The 17,806-nt window shown below is 72.9% G+C and carries 10 protein-coding genes and 2 pseudogenes; 7 read left to right on the forward strand and 5 right to left on the reverse strand.

Going from position 1 to position 17,806, the window contains the following annotated elements:
• Nucleotides 1-20: 20 nt before the first annotated feature.
• The 4 genes and pseudogenes from CFP65_RS37330 to CFP65_RS42700 all read right to left on the reverse strand — a co-directional run.
• Nucleotides 21-920, reverse strand: coding sequence for an NAD(+)/NADH kinase (locus CFP65_RS37330; protein ID WP_104820325.1), 900 nt, complete (start codon nucleotides 918-920; stop codon nucleotides 21-23).
• Entirely contained in the window at nucleotides 917-1,957 is a 1,041-nt protein-coding gene (locus CFP65_RS37335) for an SPFH domain-containing protein (protein WP_104820326.1), read from the reverse strand. The genes CFP65_RS37330 and CFP65_RS37335 overlap by 4 nt, the downstream gene beginning before the upstream one ends.
• Nucleotides 1,958-2,067: 110 nt before the next feature.
• A complete protein-coding gene (locus CFP65_RS37340; RefSeq protein ID WP_104820327.1) occupies nucleotides 2,068-4,125 on the reverse strand; it encodes a phosphocholine-specific phospholipase C in 2,058 nt (685 codons plus the stop codon).
• Nucleotides 4,126-4,757: 632 nt separating this feature from the next.
• A pseudogene (locus CFP65_RS42700) lies at nucleotides 4,758-5,810 on the reverse strand (peptidase S8); the annotation flags it as partial.
• Nucleotides 5,811-6,728: 918 nt separating this feature from the next.
• Here CFP65_RS42700 and CFP65_RS37350 point away from each other — a divergent pair.
• From CFP65_RS37350 to CFP65_RS41950, 5 genes and pseudogenes are all read left to right on the forward strand, one after another.
• Nucleotides 6,729-8,573 (forward strand): serine/threonine-protein kinase, encoded by a 1,845-nt coding sequence (locus CFP65_RS37350; protein ID WP_254552768.1) that lies wholly within the window; start codon nucleotides 6,729-6,731, stop codon nucleotides 8,571-8,573.
• A 26-nt stretch (nucleotides 8,574-8,599) separates the two neighbouring features.
• A complete protein-coding gene (locus CFP65_RS37355; RefSeq protein WP_104820328.1) occupies nucleotides 8,600-9,547 on the forward strand; it encodes a hypothetical protein in 948 nt (315 codons plus the stop codon).
• A gap of 321 nt (nucleotides 9,548-9,868) precedes the next feature.
• Nucleotides 9,869-10,675 carry a hypothetical protein gene (locus CFP65_RS39515; RefSeq protein WP_158702562.1) on the forward strand — a complete coding sequence of 269 codons (807 nt, stop codon included), beginning with the start codon at nucleotides 9,869-9,871 and terminating at the stop codon, nucleotides 10,673-10,675.
• Nucleotides 10,676-10,821: 146 nt separating this feature from the next.
• A pseudogene (locus CFP65_RS42705) lies at nucleotides 10,822-11,274 on the forward strand (CHAP domain-containing protein); the annotation flags it as partial.
• Nucleotides 11,275-12,480: 1,206 nt separating this feature from the next.
• Nucleotides 12,481-13,806, forward strand: coding sequence for a transglycosylase family protein (locus CFP65_RS41950; protein ID WP_104820331.1), 1,326 nt, complete (start codon nucleotides 12,481-12,483; stop codon nucleotides 13,804-13,806).
• A gap of 66 nt (nucleotides 13,807-13,872) precedes the next feature.
• On the opposite strand, the gene CFP65_RS37375 is transcribed toward CFP65_RS41950, so the two are convergent.
• A complete protein-coding gene (locus tag CFP65_RS37375; RefSeq protein ID WP_104820332.1) occupies nucleotides 13,873-15,939 on the reverse strand; it encodes a phosphocholine-specific phospholipase C in 2,067 nt (688 codons plus the stop codon).
• 141 nt (nucleotides 15,940-16,080) lie between these two features.
• Between CFP65_RS37375 and CFP65_RS37380 the strand changes: the two genes are divergently transcribed.
• The gene (locus CFP65_RS37380; RefSeq protein ID WP_254552769.1) at nucleotides 16,081-16,659 is read left to right on the forward strand and encodes a TetR/AcrR family transcriptional regulator; all 579 of its coding nucleotides are present in this window, start codon (nucleotides 16,081-16,083) and stop codon (nucleotides 16,657-16,659) included.
• A gap of 182 nt (nucleotides 16,660-16,841) precedes the next feature.
• Complete coding sequence (locus CFP65_RS37385) at nucleotides 16,842-17,747, forward strand: SDR family NAD(P)-dependent oxidoreductase (RefSeq protein WP_104820334.1); 906 nt, start codon at nucleotides 16,842-16,844, stop codon at nucleotides 17,745-17,747.
• The last annotated feature ends 59 nt before the right edge of the window (nucleotides 17,748-17,806 follow it).

The following is a 17,806-nucleotide window of genomic DNA, read 5'->3' on the forward strand; positions in this document are numbered from 1 at the left end:
GTTCATCGCGGGCCGACCGTTCAGGCCAGCAGGCGCAGGCGGGTCGCGGCGACGCCGATCCGGATGCTCTGGCCCCAGGTGAGATTCAGGGCGTCCGTCTCGATGCCGTCGCCGAAGGCGACCAAGTGGTCGGACTCGACGGTCAGTCGGAGGGAGCCGGCGCTGTCGAGCAGGCCGTGCACCCGGGTGGTGGCGGTGGTGGGGGAGGGCCAGGCCTCGCGGACGAACCAGGCCAGGGCCGGGGCGCCCGGGGCCGGCAGGGTGAGCGGGCCGCCGCGCTCCAGCCAGGCGGACCGGCCCCAGCCGGTGGCGCCGGTGCCGGTGCTGACCAGGACGCCCGAGGAGGCCTGCGGTTCCGCCTCCGCGCTGTCCGCCGTGAGGCGGTAGCGGGCGGTCTGGTGGCCGGGCTGGCCGACGTACACCTCGTTGAGGGCCAGCAGGCGCTGGGTGTCGTCGGCGACGGCCTCGACCATGGTGCGCTCCTCGATCCGCCGGTCCGCGCCGCGCCCGACGGCGGCCGGCAGCAGGGCGGGGAGCGCGGTGGCGCCGTGGCGGACCAGGACGCCCAGGCCCCGGCCCGGGTCGGCGTCCACGCCGATCACCGGCTGGCCGGCCAGGTACTTGGCGACGTTGGCGACCAAGCCGTCCTGGCCGATCACCACCACCACGTCCTCCGGTTCGAAGAGGAACCGGGCGAGGTCGGCGCGCTCGACCCGGGTGCGCCGCCAGTCCAGCGGGACGGCCGCCGCGGCCCGGGTGAGGGCCTCGGCCTGGCGGTGGTGGCGCTGCTCGACCTCCTCGGCCGAGCGGCCCCGGGAGGAGAGGAAGAACGCGGCCTGGGCCGGCGTGCCGTGGTGGGCGATCAGGTCCTCGTACTCGGTGCGGCGGTGGACCAGCACGGCGCGCGGGGCCAGGGTCATGCGTCGGCCCCGCCGGCACCGAGCTTGGTGAGCAGGCCGCTGAGCAGGTCCGGGGTGAGGGTGACGCTGTCGATCCGGGGCAGGTGCTCGGCGAGCCGCATCAGGGCCAGCGCCCGCAGCACGGCGGGGTCGGCCTGCTGGTGGGCGGTGAGCCAGGCGGCCTCGGCGGCGGCCCGGGCCGTGCCGAGGCCGTGGGCGGCCTCCGCATCGGCGGCGGCCAGCCGGGTGCGGCGCTCGGCCTCGGCGGTGGCGCGCACCCGGTCGGCCTCCGCCTCGGCCTCGGTGCGGACGCGGTCGGCGGCCGCCTCCTCCTCGGCCCGGAGCCGGGCGTTGGCGCCCTGCTGGGCGAGCAACTGCTCCTCGCGGCGGGCGAGTTCGATCCGGTTGGTGAGCTCGTTCTCGGCGATGCCCCGCTCGTGCTCCACGGCCACGGCGCGCCGCTCGAAGGTGGCCCGGTCGGCCTCCTGCTGGACGAGTTCGCGGGCCGGCGTGCGCAGCGCCCGCTCCACCTCCGGTTCGGGGCGCAGCGCGACCACCCGGACCGCGATCACCTCGACCCCGGTCTCGGCGATCCGCGCCTCGCCGGCCAACCCGGCGGCCATCCGCTCGCGGACGGCGCTGACCCCGTCGGCCAGGGCGGTGGCGAGCGGGGTGCGGGCCAGCAGGCCGAGGGCGTGCTGCTGGGCGGTCTCGGTCAGCAGGGTGGCGAGCTGGTCGAGCGGGGCGGCGCGCCAGGCGCCGCTGTCCGGGTCGATCCCGAAGTCCACCCGGGTCGCGGCCAGCGCCGGGTCGGTGATCCGGTAGGTGAGGGTGGCCTGGACGGTGACGTCCTGGAAGTCCGAGGTGCGGGAGTGGAAGAGCATCGCGAGCTCGCGGTCGTCCACCGGCACCTCGGAGAGGGCGGCGCTGAGCGGACGGAACCAGAAGGCCAGACCGGTGCCCTCGTGGGCCAGTTGGCCCCGGTTCAGGTGGCGGATGTGGGAGGTGGGGGTCGCGCGCAGGTGGCGGAAGCCGAGGCGTGCGGTGATGTCGGCCATGGGGAGGCACCTCTTTTCGTCATGATGACGATATTGGCCTCCGGTGACTATCGTCAAGATGATGAAAAGGGGGAGGGCCGGGCTGGGTGAGCCCGACCCTCCAGGGCCGGTCAGTAGGTGAGGAGGCCCGGGTCGGAGAGTCCGGGGGCGCCCGTCTCCACGTGGCCGGCCAGGCGGCGGACGAAGTCGGTGGTCGCGCTGGAGGTGATGGTGAGGTCGTACCAGTGGCGGCAGGCGCTCAGGTCGACGGTGTGGGCGAGGGTGGTGCCCGGCTTGGCGGTGAGGGACTGCGGGGCGCCGCTGTAGGCGTTGGTCAGGGTGAGCACGACGGCGGTGCTGCCGGTGTTGGTGACGGTCAGGTCGAGGTTGCCGGTGCTCGCGTTGTGGCGGGCGGTGACCTCGGGGCCGGCGGTGGTGCCGGGGTTGCGAAAGCGGCGCAGGAAGCCGTTCGGGCCGTGCACGGTGAGGTCCGTGACGCCCTTGGAGTACTTGGTGTTCCAGCTGTCCGCGATGGTCTTGCCCGCCTCGGCGGTGTACGTCCACGGGCCGTCGGTGCGGTTGGCCGCGACCACCAGGAACTGGGCGCCGGCCGAGGCGCCGCCGCTGAAGGTGAGCTGGTAGGAGCTGCTGGTGAGGGCCGAACCGTCCACGTACGGCGCGTACTTGAGCGGACGGGTGGGCTTGGCGCCGGCCTCCTGCTTGGGCAGGGTGGCGGTGGCCGGCGGAGTGGGCACGTAGTCCGGGTGCCGGCCCCGGTCCGGCGGCAGGTAGGCGGCAGTGGAGGGCAGGGCGGCCGGCACCGCGTTCGAGGCGGTGAAGTCGAAGGCCGAGGTCAGGTCGCCGCAGATGGCCCGGCGCCAGGGCGAGATGTTGGGCTCCTTGACCCCGAAGCGGGTCTCCATGAACCGGATGATCGAGGTGTGGTCGAAGGTCTCCGAGCAGGTGTAGCCACCGGTGCTCCAGGGCGAGACGACCAGCATCGGCACCCGCTGGCCGAGGCCGTACGGCCCGGCGGCGTAGCTGGTGTTGCCCGCGAAGTAGTCGGCCGTGGTCGGCACCGTCGACTTGCCCTGCGCGGCGCCGGAGGGCGGGAACGGCGGGACGACGTGGTCGAAGAAGCCGTCGTTCTCGTCGTAGGTGATGAACAGCGCGGTCTTCGCCCAGACGGCCGGATTGGAGGTGAGCGCGTCGAGCACCTGGGAGACGTACCAAGCGCCGTAGTTGGCAGGCCAGTTCGGGTGCTCGGTGAAGGCCTCGGGGGCGGCGATCCAGGAGATCTGCGGCAGTGTGCCGGCCGCTACGTCGGCCTTGAGGATGTCGAACAGGCCCTGGCCGGCCGCCGCGTCGGTGCCGGTGCGGGCCCGGTCGTAGAGCGGGTCGCCGGGCTTGGCGTTGCGGTAGTTGTCGAAGTACAGCAGGGAGTTGTCGCCGTAGTTGCCCCGGTAGGCGTCGTTGATCCAGCCCCAGGAGCCGGCCGCGTTCAGGCCGTCGCCGATGTCCTGGTAGATCTTCCAGGAGACGCCGGCCTGCTGCAGCCGCTCGGGGTAGGTGGTCCAGCTGTACCCGGCCTCCTGGTTGCCCAGCACCGGGCCGCCGCCGGTGCCGTCGTTGCCCGTGTGGCCCGTCCACATGTAGTAGCGGTTCGGGTCGGTGGAGCCGATGAACGAGCAGTGGTAGGCGTCGCAGATGGTGAAGGCGTCGGCCAGGGCGTAGTGGAACGGGATGTCCTGGCGGGTCAGGTACGCCATCGTGGTGGCCGTCTTGGCCGGGATCCACTGGTCGTACTTGCCGTTGTTGAAGGCCTTGTGGCTGCCCGTCCAGTCGTGGTTGAGGTCTTGGACGAACTGCATGCCCAGGTCGCTGACCTGGGGGCGGAACGGCAGCACCACCTTCTTGGTGCTGTCCGTCTGGTACCAGACCGGCTTCCCGCTGGGCAGGGTCACCGGGCGGGGGTCGCCGAAGCCGCGCACGCCCTTCATCGAGCCGAAGTAGTGGTCGAACGAACGGTTCTCCTGCATCAGCACGACGATGTGCTCGACGTCCTGGACGGTGCCGGTGGTGCCGGCCGGTGCGATCGCGGCGGCTCGGGCGATGCTCTCGGACAGCGCCGAGAACGCGACGGTGGCGCCGGTCAGTTGCAGGAAACGGCGGCGGTTCAGTTCAGCCATGGGTGGACGACCTCGGGGTGTCGCGGGGCGGAGGGGTGGTCGCCCCCAGGACAGCGCCTGCGGGGTACCTCCCGGCGGACCGCTCATGACTGCCCGTTGGCCGTCAGGCGAACGCATCGAGTTGTACGAACACGTCGGCGGGTCGGGCGGCGGTCCGGGCATGCCGGGGGAAGCCGGGAACGGCCCGGGGGGAGGAGGGCCCCCGGGCCGTGGACTGTGGGTGCGGGGTGTCAGCCGATCAGGTCGAACTCCTCCCACGGGCCGATCGCGGTGCGGTTGGCGATCAGCGCGGAGGCACCCGCGTTCTCCGCGGTCACGTACTGGTTGTCGGCGGCGGCGAGGAGGCTGACGCTGCCGTCGGCGTTGGTGACCAGCTGGAAGGTCTCCCACTGGGCGATGGCGGTGCGGTTGGCGATCAGGGCGGCGGCACCGGCGTTCTCGGCCGTCACGTAGCGGTTGTCGGCGTGGGCGCGCAGGGCGACGTTCGTGCCGCCGAGCGGGATGAGGTCGAACTGCTCCCACTGGCCGATCGCGGTGCGGTTGGCGATCAGCGGCGAGGCGCCCGCGTTCTCGGCGGTGACGTAGTCGTTGTTCGCGTGGGCGCGCAGGCTGACCACCCGCTGGGCGGCGTTGGTGAAGCCGTTGGTCATGTCGGGGCTGCCCAGGCCGGTCGGGCCGTCGTAGCCGCTGCCGCCGCCGCACAGGTAGGCCGGCGAGCAGGAGCCGTTGCTGCCGCCCGACACGTCGTACAGCGCGTAGGTGCGGGCGTACGGGTAGGAGGACGGGTAGCTGCCGATGCCGGGGGTGCCGGCGTCCGCGTAGACGGCCGCGATCACCGGGGCGGCGACGCTGGTGCCGCCGAAGACCTGCCAGCCGGGGCTGCCGTAGGTGTCGTAGACCGCCACGCCGGTGGCCGGGTCGGCCACGGCCGAGACATCCGCGACGGTGCGGCGGGGGCAGCCGCCGTCGGTCTGCCAGCCGGGCTTGCCCTCGTAGGCCGAGCAGCCGGAGCCGGCGCCGCTCCAGGCGGATTCGGTCCAGCCCCGCGCGTTGGAGGCCCGGCTGAGCGAGGTGCCGCCGACCGCCGTCACGAACGGCGAGGCGGCCGGGTACTGCACGCCGTAGCCGGAGTCGCCGGAGGAGACCGTGACCACCACTCCAGGGTGGTTGAAGTAGGCGACGTCCCAGGCGGTCTGGGTGGCCGACTCGCCACCGCCGTAGCTGTTGGAGACGTACTTGGCGCCCTGGGCGACGGCCTGGTTGACCGAGGTGCCCAGGTCACCGATGGTCGCGGAGCCGGCCTCGACCAGCAGGATGTGGGCGTTGGGCGCGATCGCCGAGACCATGTCCAGGTCGAGCGAGATCTCGCTGCCCCAGCCGGTGTTGCCCGCCGGGTAGCTGGTGCCGCCGTTCTGGTTGATCTTCCGGAAGCAGCCGTTGGCCGTGGTGCAGGCCGGCAGGCCGTACTGCGCGCGGTAGACCGCGAGGTCGGCCTCGGCGTTCGGGTCGTCGTAGGCGTCGACGATGGCCACCGTGGTGCCCGCCCCGCCGCCGCCCGGCAGGGTGTAGGCGCTGAGCAGGTCGGCGGGCCCGTACCCCGCCGGGGTGGCCGTCGGGGAGACGGCGTGCAGCCGGAACTCCTGCGGCTGGGTCACGTCGGTGCGCCGCAGCGCGTGGCAGGCCATCACCCCCGGCGCGGTGGGCGCGGCGCAGGAGCGCTCGCTGGTGCGGCCGCCGCCGGTGGCGTGCGGGTCGGCGGCGCCGGCGGGGGCGGCCAGCGAGAGGCCGCCGGCCAGCAGGGCCGCGGCGCCGTAGGCGGCGACGGAGGTGCGGGGGCGGGTCCGGCCGGAGCGGCGCTCCGGGTGGTTCCCGGTGCGGTTACCGGCGCTGTTCTCAGTGCTGTTCTCGGGGCTGTTCTCGGGGCGGTGGACGACCAAGGCACTGCCTTTCCATCGGGGCGCACCGACGGACCCGAGCGGGGTCGGGGGTGCCGTGCGGGTGCGCGGGCATGGCGAAGGAGCTGTGCGGGGATGTGTCGGGGCAGGTCGTTCGCCACAGCTGACGGACCGTCACTTCACGTCCTCGTCAGTTGGCATGAGTACGATAGGCGCACCGGCGTGGCCACGACAATATGCCTGCGACATAACCGAGTTGGCGCCGAAAGGGGCTTGCTGCGCCGGCTGGTGCGGGGGTCGGTGCGCGGGTCGGGTGGTGCGGCTGAGGGGCCGGGGCGTCGCCCGGACGGTGCGCGTACCTCCGTCGCACACTGACGATGCCGACGGTGGAACGGCAGCGCCGAGGTGCGGGGCGGCCGTGGGCGGGGGAGGGTCCGAGGCTCGTCATACAATTCGCCGCCGGGTGGCTGCGAGGTCGGATGAGCGGCTCGGCGACGGGGCCGGTGCCGGGTGGCGGCGGGTCGGTCGTGGGAGTCGAATCGCCTGCGTGCGAAGGGTTTTGCGGGTGCGTGCGAAGCATCCGAATCGTGACCTGCGATCCGCTCCGGACGGGAACCCGGCGGCCCGGTGGGTACGTCGCCGACTACGCGGTGGCAGGTCGCGGCAGCGGCCCCCCGGGGCCAGGAGCGAGCAGGAGAGAGACCGAGGATGAACGGCCAGACCGAGGACGAGCCGGTGGCGCAGGACGGTTCGTGGACGCTGCCCGGCTACACCCACGAGCGCGAGCTCGGCGCCGGGGCGAGCGGGCGGGTTGTGCTGGCCCGGCACGAGGCCACCGGCACCCGGGTGGCCGTCAAGTACCTGAGCGCGGCCGTCGCCGACACCACGCCTTTCCGCAACGAGGCCGTGCTGCTCGGCGGCCTGCGCTCGCCGCAGGTGGCCGCGCTGTACGAGTACGTGGAGAGCGCCGAGGGCGCCGCGATCGTGATGGAGCTGGTGGACGGCGTCGCGCTGCGCCGGCTGCTGAGCCAGGAGGGCGCCACCTCGCCGGAGGCGGCGCTGGCCGTGCTCAAGGGCTCGCTGCTCGGCCTGGCCGCCGCGCACGCGGCCGGGGTGGTGCACCGGGACTACAAGCCGGAGAACGTGCTGGTCGCGGCCGACGGGTCCTCCAAGCTGGTGGACTTCGGGATCGCGGTGCGCAGCGGCGAACGGCCGGGCATCGCCGGCACCCCCGTCTACATGGCCCCCGAGCAGTGGGCGGGCGAGCCCGCCTCCCCCTCGGGCGACGTCTACGCGGCCACGGCCACCTTCTTCGAGTGCCTGACCGGGGCCAAGCCCTACAGCGGCATCACGCTGGCCGAACTGGCGGTCAAGCACACCGAGGCCCCGATACCCGACGGCCTGGCCCCCGAGGCGATCCGGCCGCTGATCCGTGCCGGGCTGGCCAAGACGCCCGAGGAGCGCCCGCAGAGCGCCGCCGCCCTGGTCGAGGAGCTCGAACGGGTGGCCTGCGCCGCGTACGGCGAGGACTGGGAGGAGCGCGGGCGCCGGGCGCTCGCCGCCCTGGTCGCGCTGCTGCCCCTGCTGCTGCCCTCCGGCGGCGGCGCGGCCGCAGGCACCACCTCGCTGGCCACCACCGTGCTGGGCGCCGGCGCGGACGCCGCCTCGCTCGGCGCTTCACTCGGCGTTCCGCTCGCCGCGGAGGCCGAGCCAGCGCGCCGTCCCCGGCTGAGCCGGAAGGCCCGCCTCACGGCGGGAGCGGCGGGTGTCACGCTCATCGCCGGGACGATGGCCGGCATCGCCGCCGCCAACAGCGTGGACGACCCTCACCTGACGACGGTGGCCGCACCGGCGCCCGAACTGACCACCTCGCTGGGGCCGTTGGCGCCGGGGGCGGGCACACCGTCCGCCGGCTCGTCCGGTTCGTCCGGCTCGTCGGCGAGCCCTTCCCCCTCCGCGGCCGCGCCTTCCTCGCCCTCCTCCTCGCCGTCGAGCGGCGCCACACCGGGCGGAACGGCCACGCCCACGGGCTCCACCACCCCGAGCCCGGCGGGCCCGCCCACGGCAGGCGCACCCGCCCCGGGCCACGGCCCGGTGACCGACCCGACGGCCACCGCCGCCGCGCCGACGACGCCGACCGCTCCCGCGAGCCCGTCCACCCCGGTCTCGACGCCCACCGCGGACCCCGCCCCGTCCACCTCCTCGCCCGCGCCGCCGCCCCCGGCGCCGCTGCGAGTCATCTCGCTCGCCATCTCCTCGTACGACTGCTACGGCAACTACGGCACCAAGGCCGAGGTCGACGTCACCACCGACGGCGCCAACTCGGGCACTCTGACGCTCAGTTGGATCGACAGTGACACCACCCGCAAGGTGGTCGCGACGCAGCGCATCACGCTCGCCCAGGGGCAGACCAAGGCGTCGTTCCCGGTCAACCACACCTTCGCGGACAGCGCGACCGCCTGGGGCCTCCAGGTCGACACCGACCCCGCCGCACTCCGGGGCCAGGGCAGCTACCGGCAGCTCTACGCCTTCCAGTGCAACCCGCCCCGCTGACCGCACCACCCGCCAGGAAGAGACGCATGAACGCACCCCAGGACCCCGACCGCACCCTGCACCTCGACGGCCGAACGCCGCCGCCCGACCCCGCCGCCGTCTCCACCGTCTCCACCGTGAAGCTGGGGCCGCCGGCCGGCACCGAGGCCGGGGCCATGGACGAGACGGTCCGCCTCGCGCCGGCCGAGGAGCGGGCGCTCGGGGAGACGGTGCGGCTGACGCCCGCAGAGGCACGGGCCCTCGGCGAGGCGGTACGGCTCGCCTCCGGCGGACAGCGGGCCGGCGGGCAGCGGGTCGGCGGAGACGAGGCCGAGAGCGCGACCCTGCTCGACGAGGAGGTCTGGGGTACCCCCGTCGTCCCGGTCGCCCCCGCTGCCACGGTCGAGCTGTCGGAGGCCACCGAGGCGACCAAGGCGCTCGTGACGCCGTCCACGGGTGATGCCCCGACCGACGGGCTGCGCCGGTTCGGCCCGGGGGTGCCGAGTGCTCCGGCGGAGGTGCCGGCGCTCGCCGCAGCCGTCTGGCACGGCACGGTCCGGCCGGGCGGGGAGGCGGGCGCGGTGGAGGCCGCCCGGCCGCGTCGGCGGCGGGCGGGGTGGCTGCTGCCGGTACTGGTGCTGCTCGTGGTGCTGGGCTACCTGTTCTGGCGGGGCTCGGCGCAGCCGCTCGCGGTGACCGGGGTCTCGGTGAGCACGGCGGACCCGGCCGGGCCGGGCTGCGACGGAACGGCGACGGTGACCGGCACGCTGCGCACCGAGGGCCGGGCCGGCACGGTCTCCTACCGCTGGCGGCGCAGCGACGGCACGGTCTCCGGCCAGCTCGCCCAGCCGGTGCCCGAGGGCAGCCACCAGACGGACGTGGTGCTCCGCTGGACCTTCGAGGGCAAGGGCACGATGACCGCCACCGCGACCCTGGAGGTGCTCTCCCCGGGCTCCCGGACCGCCGCCACCTCGTTCACCTACACCTGCCACTGAGCCGGGCCCCGGGCGGGTCTTGACCAAGGCGCGGGCACCGTCTCCGGACGGCGCCCGCGCCTTTCGGCGTTCCGGGGCGTGGGCCGCCCCGGGCTGGCTCTCTTGGCATGGGCATGACTTTACGTCGGAAGGGCACCAGGCGAGTTGGTGCCACTGGAACGATCTTCCGGGGAGCCGGTCCGACGGGGGAAGCTATTCATCGCCAGCAGGGAACGCCCAGCTGGAAGCGCCTGAGAGGGCCTCAATGCTTGGTCTTACCAAGTGAATTGACACCTCGCAGTGCTGCAGCCAACATCCAGCCCGCCGAGGAGTCGGTTCGTCATGCCCGCAGTCAAGTTGTTCGTACGAGGTACCCGTGGTGCCCGCCTGGCGACGGTGCTGGCGGCGGGCACCACCCTCGGGGCCGTCGCGCTGGGCGTGGCCGCCCTGGGCGACGGGGCCCACGCTTCGGCGACCGACCGGGCCGAGGCGGCCTCGGTCGCGGCCTCGGCCGCCATCGCACCGAGGACCGTTCCGGCTCCTTCCGCCTCGACCGTGACGGTGGCCCCGGCCACCCCGACTGCGGCTGCCGCGCCGCTCCCGGCCGGCGCTCCGGCCGCTCGCCCCACCCCGACCGCCACTGCGTCCACCACCCCCTCGGGAGTGCCGTCCGCCGAGGCGAAGGTCGTCAGCGGCCCGCTGGTCGCCCCCTCGGCCAGTGCCCCGGTCGGCCTGCCGGTCGGCATCCAACTCCAACTGCCGGCAGCGGGGTTGACGATCGGCGGCAGCCCGGTCGAGTTCTCGGTGCTGCTCACCAACCACACGGGTAAGGCGTACTCCTCGCTCAACCCGATGTTCCAGCTCGTCCCCGCCTCCGGGGTCGATCTCAAGGGCACCCTCCAGGAGTTCGACCCGGCGGCCCGGGCCTGGCGGACGGTCCCGCTCCCGGACATCGGCACCGCGCCGGTCGGGGCGGCCGGTGACACTCCGTTCACCCTCCCCGCCAACGGGTCCCTGACCATTCGCTACCGGCTCGGTCTCGCACCGAACCAGCAGGTCCAGCCGACCGACGCCCTGTTCTACGCGATCGGTGCCGACGGCCACCAACTCGGCTTCACCTCCGCTGCGGCCCGGCTCACGGCCGGCTGACCGCCGCACCCCACCGTACTTCGGGCCGCACCGCCTCCGGTCCAAGGCCCTTATCTCGCTTCGCAGTTCACCGAATCGCACTGCCGTCACCGCACTGCCGCAGAGCACTGCCGAAACAGCACTGCCGAAAACAGAAGGACACCTCCATGTTCGCTTCCCGTCAGCGCGCCACCGCCACCGGTGTCGCCGCCCTGCTGCTCAGCTCCGCCCTCGGCCTGCTGGCCACCCCGTCGGCCCAGGCCGCCACGCTGGGCGACTCGATCGTGAGCACCGCCACCGGCCAGCTCTCCAGCAACTACTGCGGCAACGGCGGTTCCGGCTACTACGCCCCGGGGACGGGCCAGTCCTCGAGTTGCTCCGGTGGCGGGCGGACCCACGCCTGGTGCGCGGACTTCGCGGGCTGGGTCTGGGCCCAGAACGGGGTGAAGAACCTCGACCCGCTCGACGACCTGGCCAACAGCTTCACCTCGTACGGCAACCTCTCCTCGACCCCGCACGTCGGTGACGCGGTCTTCTTCCACCCGAACAGCTACTCCGGCACCACCTGGGACCACGTCGCGATCGTGACGGCGGTGCACTCCGACGGCACCATCGACTGGATCGGTGGCAACCAGGACGGCACCACCCACGACGGCGGCATTGTCTCTCGCGACACCAACATGCCCGGCGCCGTCGGGGCGTACGAGTGGACCGCCGGCGGCTACAGCGTCAACCTCCAGGGCTTCGTCAGCCCGGTCGGTGGCGGTACGGTGACCCCGCCGCCGCCCGGCAACCCGCCGGCCAAGGTTTCGCCGGTGTCGATGAGTGCGGATGGTGCTCATGTGGCGTTCGTGGACGGGAACGGGAACCTGGCGAACGACTGGGTGTCGGGTGGGACGTGGCATGGTCCGTCGGGTCTGGGTGGCCAGGCGCGGGCTGATTCGCCGGTGGTCTTGGACGCTGCCGCGGACCACGCCTTCTTCATCGATGCGAACGGGAACGTGGCCAACGACTGGGTCTCGAACGGTGTTTGGCAGGGACCCTCGGGGACCGGTGGGCAGGCCCGGGCGGGCTCGCCGATCGTGACGAACACGGCGGGGACGATGGTGGCGTTCATCGACACCAGCGGCAATGTGGTGAACGACTGGGTCTCGGGCGGCACGTGGCACGGTCCGGCGGCTATGGGCGGTCAGGCGCGGACGGACTCCGGGCTGGCGCTGAACGCCAACGGTGACCACGTCTTCTTCGTCGACACCTACGGCAACATGGCCAACGACTGGGTCTCCAACGGCGTGTGGCAGGGCCCGTCGGGCACCGGTGGCCAGGCCCGGGCGGGCTCGGCGGTGGCGACCAACTCGGCGGGCAGCCTGGTGGCCTTCGTGGACAACAACGGGAACCTGGCCAACGACTGGGTGTCGAACGGTACTTGGCAGGGCCCGTCGGGTCTCGGCGGCCAGCCGCGCTCCGACTCGGGCCTGGCGTTCAACGCCAACGGCGACCACGTCTTCTTCGTGGACAAGAACGGAAACGTCGCCAACGACTGGGTGTCGGGCGGCGTGTGGCAGGGCCCGTCGGGGACCGGTGGTCAGGCCAGGGCCGGTTCCGGGATCAGCACCAACGGCAGCGGCTCCCTGGTCGCCTTCGTCGACAACAACGGCAACATGGCCAACGACTGGGTGTCGAACGGTGCTTGGCAGGGCCCGTCCGGTCTCGGTGGCTCCAGCCGCTGACGCCCCGCACCGATGAGCGACCCCGTGCCGGCCGCCCCTCACGGCGGCCGGCACGGCCTCCCCAACCCTCCCCGCACACCAGTCAAGGACCCCACGATGCCCAAGAAGACCTCCACCAAGCTGCTCGCCCTGGTCACCTCCGCCTCCGCCGTGCTCGCCTGCTCCCTCACCGCCGCCGGTACGGCGCATGCCGCCTCGGTCGCGGAGTGGGAGCGGGTCGCCCAGTGCGAGAGCAGCGGCAACTGGAGCATCAACACCGGCAACACCTACTACGGCGGCCTGCAGTTCGCCCAGAGCACCTGGGTAGCCTACGGCGGTACCGCGTACGCCCCTCGGGCCGACCTCGCCACCGAACAGCAGCAGATCCTGATCGCCGAGAAGGTGCTCCGCGCCGCCGGCCCGGGCCAGTGGGGCTGCGCGGCCACCGCCGGCCTGACCGACGACGGCGTGGACCCGTACCCTTCGACCCCCGTCACCCCGCCGCCCGCTGCGACTCGGGTGTCCCCGGTGTCGATGAGTGCGGATGGTGCTCATGTGGCGTTCGTGGACGGGAACGGGAACCTGGCGAACGACTGGGTGTCGGGTGGGACGTGGCATGGTCCGTCGGGTCTGGGTGGCCAGGCGCGGGCTGATTCGCCGGTGGTCTTGGACGCTGCCGCGGATCGCGCGTTCTTCATCGACGGCAATGGCAATGTCGCGAACGACTGGGTGTCGAACGGTGTTTGGCAGGGTCCGTCGGGGATCGGTGGGCAGGCTCGGGCGGGTTCGCCGATCGTGACGAACGCGGCGGGGACGATGGTGGCGTTCATCGACACCAGCGGCAATGTGGTGAACGACTGGGTGTCGGGCGGTACCTGGCACGGTCCGGCGGCTATGGGCGGTCAGGCGCGGACGGACTCCGGGCTGGCGCTGAACGCCAACGGTGACCACGTCTTCTTCGTCGACACCAATGGCAACGTGGCCAACGACTGGGTGTCGGGCGGCGTGTGGCAGGGTCCGTCGGGCACTGGCGGTCAGGCGCGGGCCGGTTCGGCGATCAGCACCAACGGCAGTGGCTCCCTGGTGGCGTTCGTGGACAACAACGGGAACCTGGCCAACGACTGGGTGTCGAACGGTGCTTGGCAGGGCCCGGCCGGCCTGGGTGGTCAGCCGCGCTCCGACTCGCCGCTGGCCCTCAACACCAACGGTGACCACGTCTTCTTCGTGGACAAGAACGGCAACGTGGCCAACGACTGGGTGTCGGGCGGCGTGTGGCAGGGTCCGTCGGGGACCGGTGGTCAGGCGCGGGCCGGCTCGGGGATCAGCACCAACGGCAGTGGCTCCCTGGTGGCGTTCGTGGACAACAACGGGAACCTGGCCAACGACTGGGTGTCGAACGGTGCTTGGCAGGGCCCGTCCGGTCTCGGTGGCTCCAGCCGCTGACACCTCGCACTGATGAACGGCCTGTGCCGACCGCGGTGAGCGGTCGGCACAGGCCGTTCGCGTTGCTCAGCCGCTGATGCTGGGGGCGCCGGTCTCCAGGTGGCCGATGGCGTGGCGGGACCAGGCGGGGTCGGTGTTGACGGTGACGGTGAAGTCGTACCAGCCGTTGGTGTAGGCGACGGCGTTGAAGTAGTCGGTGACGGTGGTGCCGGGGGCGACCTGGTAGGTCCAGGGGCCGTCGGTGCGGTAGGCGTTGGGGGTGATGGTGAAGGTGGCGGCGGTGGTGCCGGTGTTGGTCAGCTTGAACCAGACGGCGGGCTTGCCGGTGTCGGGGGCCGGGGCGTAGGAGGTGCTTGCCTCGACGGACTTGCCGGCCGTGGTGGCGTTGCCGGCGAAGCGGCGCAGGAAGCGGTTCGGGCCGAGGACGGTCAGGTCGTACTGGCCGTTGCCGAAGTTGGCGCCGATGTTGAAGAAATCGCTCGCGGTGCCGTCCGCGCCGGTCGCGGCGTTGTGGGGCGCGACGGTGTACTGCCAGGGCCCGCCGCTGCGGTAGGCGTTGGCGTAGATCGAGTAGTGGGCGTGGGCGGTGGCCTGCGGGCCCTGGTTGGCCAGGTCCACCCAGAGAAAGATCTGGTTGTTGGCGTCGTACTCGATCCGGTCCACCCAGGCGTTGGGCTGGTAGGGGAGGGCGCGGGCCGGCTTGGTGCCGCTCTCCTGGCCGGGCATGGAGTTGGTGGCGGGGGCCGGGTTGATCTGGGTGTTGGCGGTGGCCTGGCTGATGGTGGCGCTGGTGTCGGGCAGGCCGGGCAGGCCGTAGACCGGGTTGGCGAAGTCGAAGGCGCCGGTGAGGTCGCCGCAGACCTGGCGGCGCCAGGCGCTGATGTTCGGGCAGACCGCCGGGGTGCCGAGGGCGGCCGTCCAGGTCTCCAGGAAGCGGATCACGCTGGTGTGGTCGTAGACCCGGGAGTCCACGTAGCCGCCGCGGGTCCAGGGCGAGGCGATGATCATCGGCACCCGGAAGCCCAGGCCGATGTTGGTGCCGGAGTAGAACTCCCCGGCCGTCCCGGAGGGGGCCACCGGCGGCGGGACGTGGTCGAAGAAGCCGTCGTTCTCGTCGTAGTTGAGGAAGAGGACGGTCGAGTCGAAGGTCGCGGGGTCGGCCGCGAGCGCCTGCAGCACCAGGTTGACGAAGTGCGCGCCGTTCTCCGGCGGGCCGTCCGGGTGCTCGGAGAAGAGCTGGTTGGCGACCACCCAGGAGACCTGCGGCAGCCTGCCCGCCTTCGCGTCGGCCCTGATGGCGCCCGCGATGTCGTCCGGGGTCGAGCCGGTGCTCGGCACCGAGCCCATGCCGCGCTGGGCGAGCGGGCTCGAACTCGGGGCGCCGGTGAACTGGTTGAAGTACGCGAGGCCGTTGTCGCCGAAGTTGTCGGAGGCGTTCTGGTAGACCTTCCAGCTCACCCCGGCGTTCTGCAGCGCCTCGGCGTAGGTCTGCCAGTGCAGGCCGCTTTCGCTGCCGCCGTCGTAGGCCGCGCCGCCCGCCGTGGCGCCCGGGTCGATCATGCCGGACCAGAGGTAGGTGCGGTTGGGGCCGGTGGCCGAGAGGATCGAGCAGTGGTACGCGTCGCAGATGGTGTACGCGTCGGCCAGCGCGTAGTGGAACGGTATGTCCGAGCGGACCATGTACCCCATCGTCCGGTTGGAGCCCTTGGCGCTGATCCAGGAGTCCATCTTGCCGTTGTTCCAGGCCTGGTGCTGGGTCGACCACCCGTGGTCGAGCGAGCCGTCGCACTGGGCGAGCAGCTCGGGGCTGCTGCCCCACCACCAGGTCTTGGTGGCGCTCAGCTGCCACGGGTACTGCCGCCCGCTGCCGTCGGGCTGGTTGAAGACGCTGTTGCCGCCCGCGATCTGGACCGCCGACCGGTCGGCGAACCCGCGCACGCCCTTCAGCGCGCCGAAGTAGTGGTCGAAGCTGCGGTTCTCCTGCATCAGCACGACGACGTGCTTGACGTCGGCGATGGTCCCCGTGGTCGCGGCGGACGCGCGGGGCGCGACGCCGGGCAGGGAGTCCAGGCCGACGGCCGCCCCGAGGGCGGCGGCGGAGCCGAGGAACGTGCGACGAGTCACTGGCGACACGGGGAGCCTCCGAAAGGAATCTGTACAACTTCAGCGGAGAGACTCTGAGGCCGAAAGGGTTCAGAAGCAAGGTGTGTACATGGCGAAGAGATGAAACGCAGTGAACCATTGCACCCGCGGGCGGCACCTATGCTGGGGCGGGTGACGAGCAAGGGTGGTCAGGGAGGCGTGCTGCGGGCGGATGCCGCGCGGAACCGGGCGCTGCTGCTGCGGGCCGCGCGGGACCAACTGGCCGCCGGTGACGACTCGTTGCAGCTGAACGCGATCGCCCGGCTGGCCGGGGTGGGCGTGGGGACGGCCTACCGGCACTTCCCCACTCCGCACGCGCTGCGGGAGGCGCTGTCGGCGGACCGCTTCCGTGAGTTGGTGGCGGAGGCCGAGGCGGCGGCGGGCGAGGAAGACCCGGTCGCGGGCCTGCGGCGGGTGCTGCGCTTCGTGCTGGCGAGCACCCTGGCGGACGGCGGCTTCGCGGCGGTGCTGGTGGCTGCCGAGGACGCGGAGGCGGCGACCTCGGCGCTGAAGAAGGACCTGGACCTGGCCGTCGCCCACCTGCTGGACCGGGCCCGGGCGGCCGGCGCCGTCCGGCGGGACGTGGAGGCCGGAGACCTCCGCCGACTGCTCTGCGGGGTCGAGCACGCGCTGCGGGCGGGCGAGGCCGGTCCGGCGCGGACCGAGCTCTACCTGGCGGTACTGGTCGAGGGGTTGCGGCCGCCGCGCTGAACGCGGCGGGGACGCGGTAATCGGATAGCTATCCGTTTGTGCTACCGTGCGCCCATCAAACGGATAGCTATCCGTTTGATGGAGCGTTCGGACGAAAGGGCGGGGAAGTGGACCAAGGGGCAGTGGACCAAGGGGCAGCGGGTCGGGGAGCAGCGGGTCGGGGAGCAGCGGACCGACGGGCGGTGGTGACGGCGGGGACGGGCGGCATCGGGCTGGAGACCGCGAAGGGCCTGGCGGCGCGCGGTTATGCGGTGACCGTGGTGGGGCGGGATCCCGGGCGGGGCGCGCGGACGGTGGAGCAGCTGGCGGCGGTGGCGACGGCGGGCCGGCCCGGCTTCCTCGCGGCGGACCTCGCCTCGCTGGGCGAGGTGCGGGCGCTCGCGGCCCGGCTGGCGGCCGAGGGGCCGCTCGCGCTGCTGGTCAACAACGTGGGCGCGATGTTCGCGCGCCGCACCAGCACGGTGGACGGGATCGAGGCCTCATTCGCCGTCAACCACCTGTCCCCGTACCTGCTCACCGAGCTGCTGCTCGACCGGCTGCGGGCGGGCGGCCCGAGCCGGGTGGTGAACGTGACCTCCGGCGCGGTCGGGCTGGCCCGGCGGACCTTCCGGGAGGTCGAACCGCCGGGCGGGTACTACGGCTTCCACTGGTACGGGCGGGCCAAGCTGGCCAACCTCGCCTACACCCTGGACCTGGCCGAGCGGCTGCGCGGCAGCGGGGTGTCGGTGTTCGCGGCCGATCCGGGCGGCGCCGCCACGGAGATGACGAACGGCACCCTGGCCTCGCCCGCGATCGTCTCCCCGCCGCTGCGGCTGCTCTGGCCGCTGGTGCGCCGCAAGTTCGAACGCTCCACCGCCGGCCCGGCCTCCTCGGCCGCCCGGCCCTCCCTGGCCGCCGCGACCGACCCCGCGCTGGACGGGCGGACCGGCCTGCTGATCGGCCCGCAGGCGGGCGTCGTCCCGCCGTACCGGGGCAGCACCGATCCGCAGACGGTGGCCGACGTCCTGCGGCTCAGCCGCCGCCTGGCGCCGCTGGAGGCCGCAGCGGAGGCCGCGCGAGGCCTTGACGGCATAAGTAACGCTCCTTAACTTGGTCGCACATCCCCCGGTCGACTGGAGTGGCCCGTGTCCTCGGACTTCGCTCGGAG

Origin of the sequence: Kitasatospora sp. MMS16-BH015 (genome assembly GCF_002943525.1) — a bacterium.
Lineage (GTDB): Bacteria > Actinomycetota > Actinomycetes > Streptomycetales > Streptomycetaceae > Kitasatospora.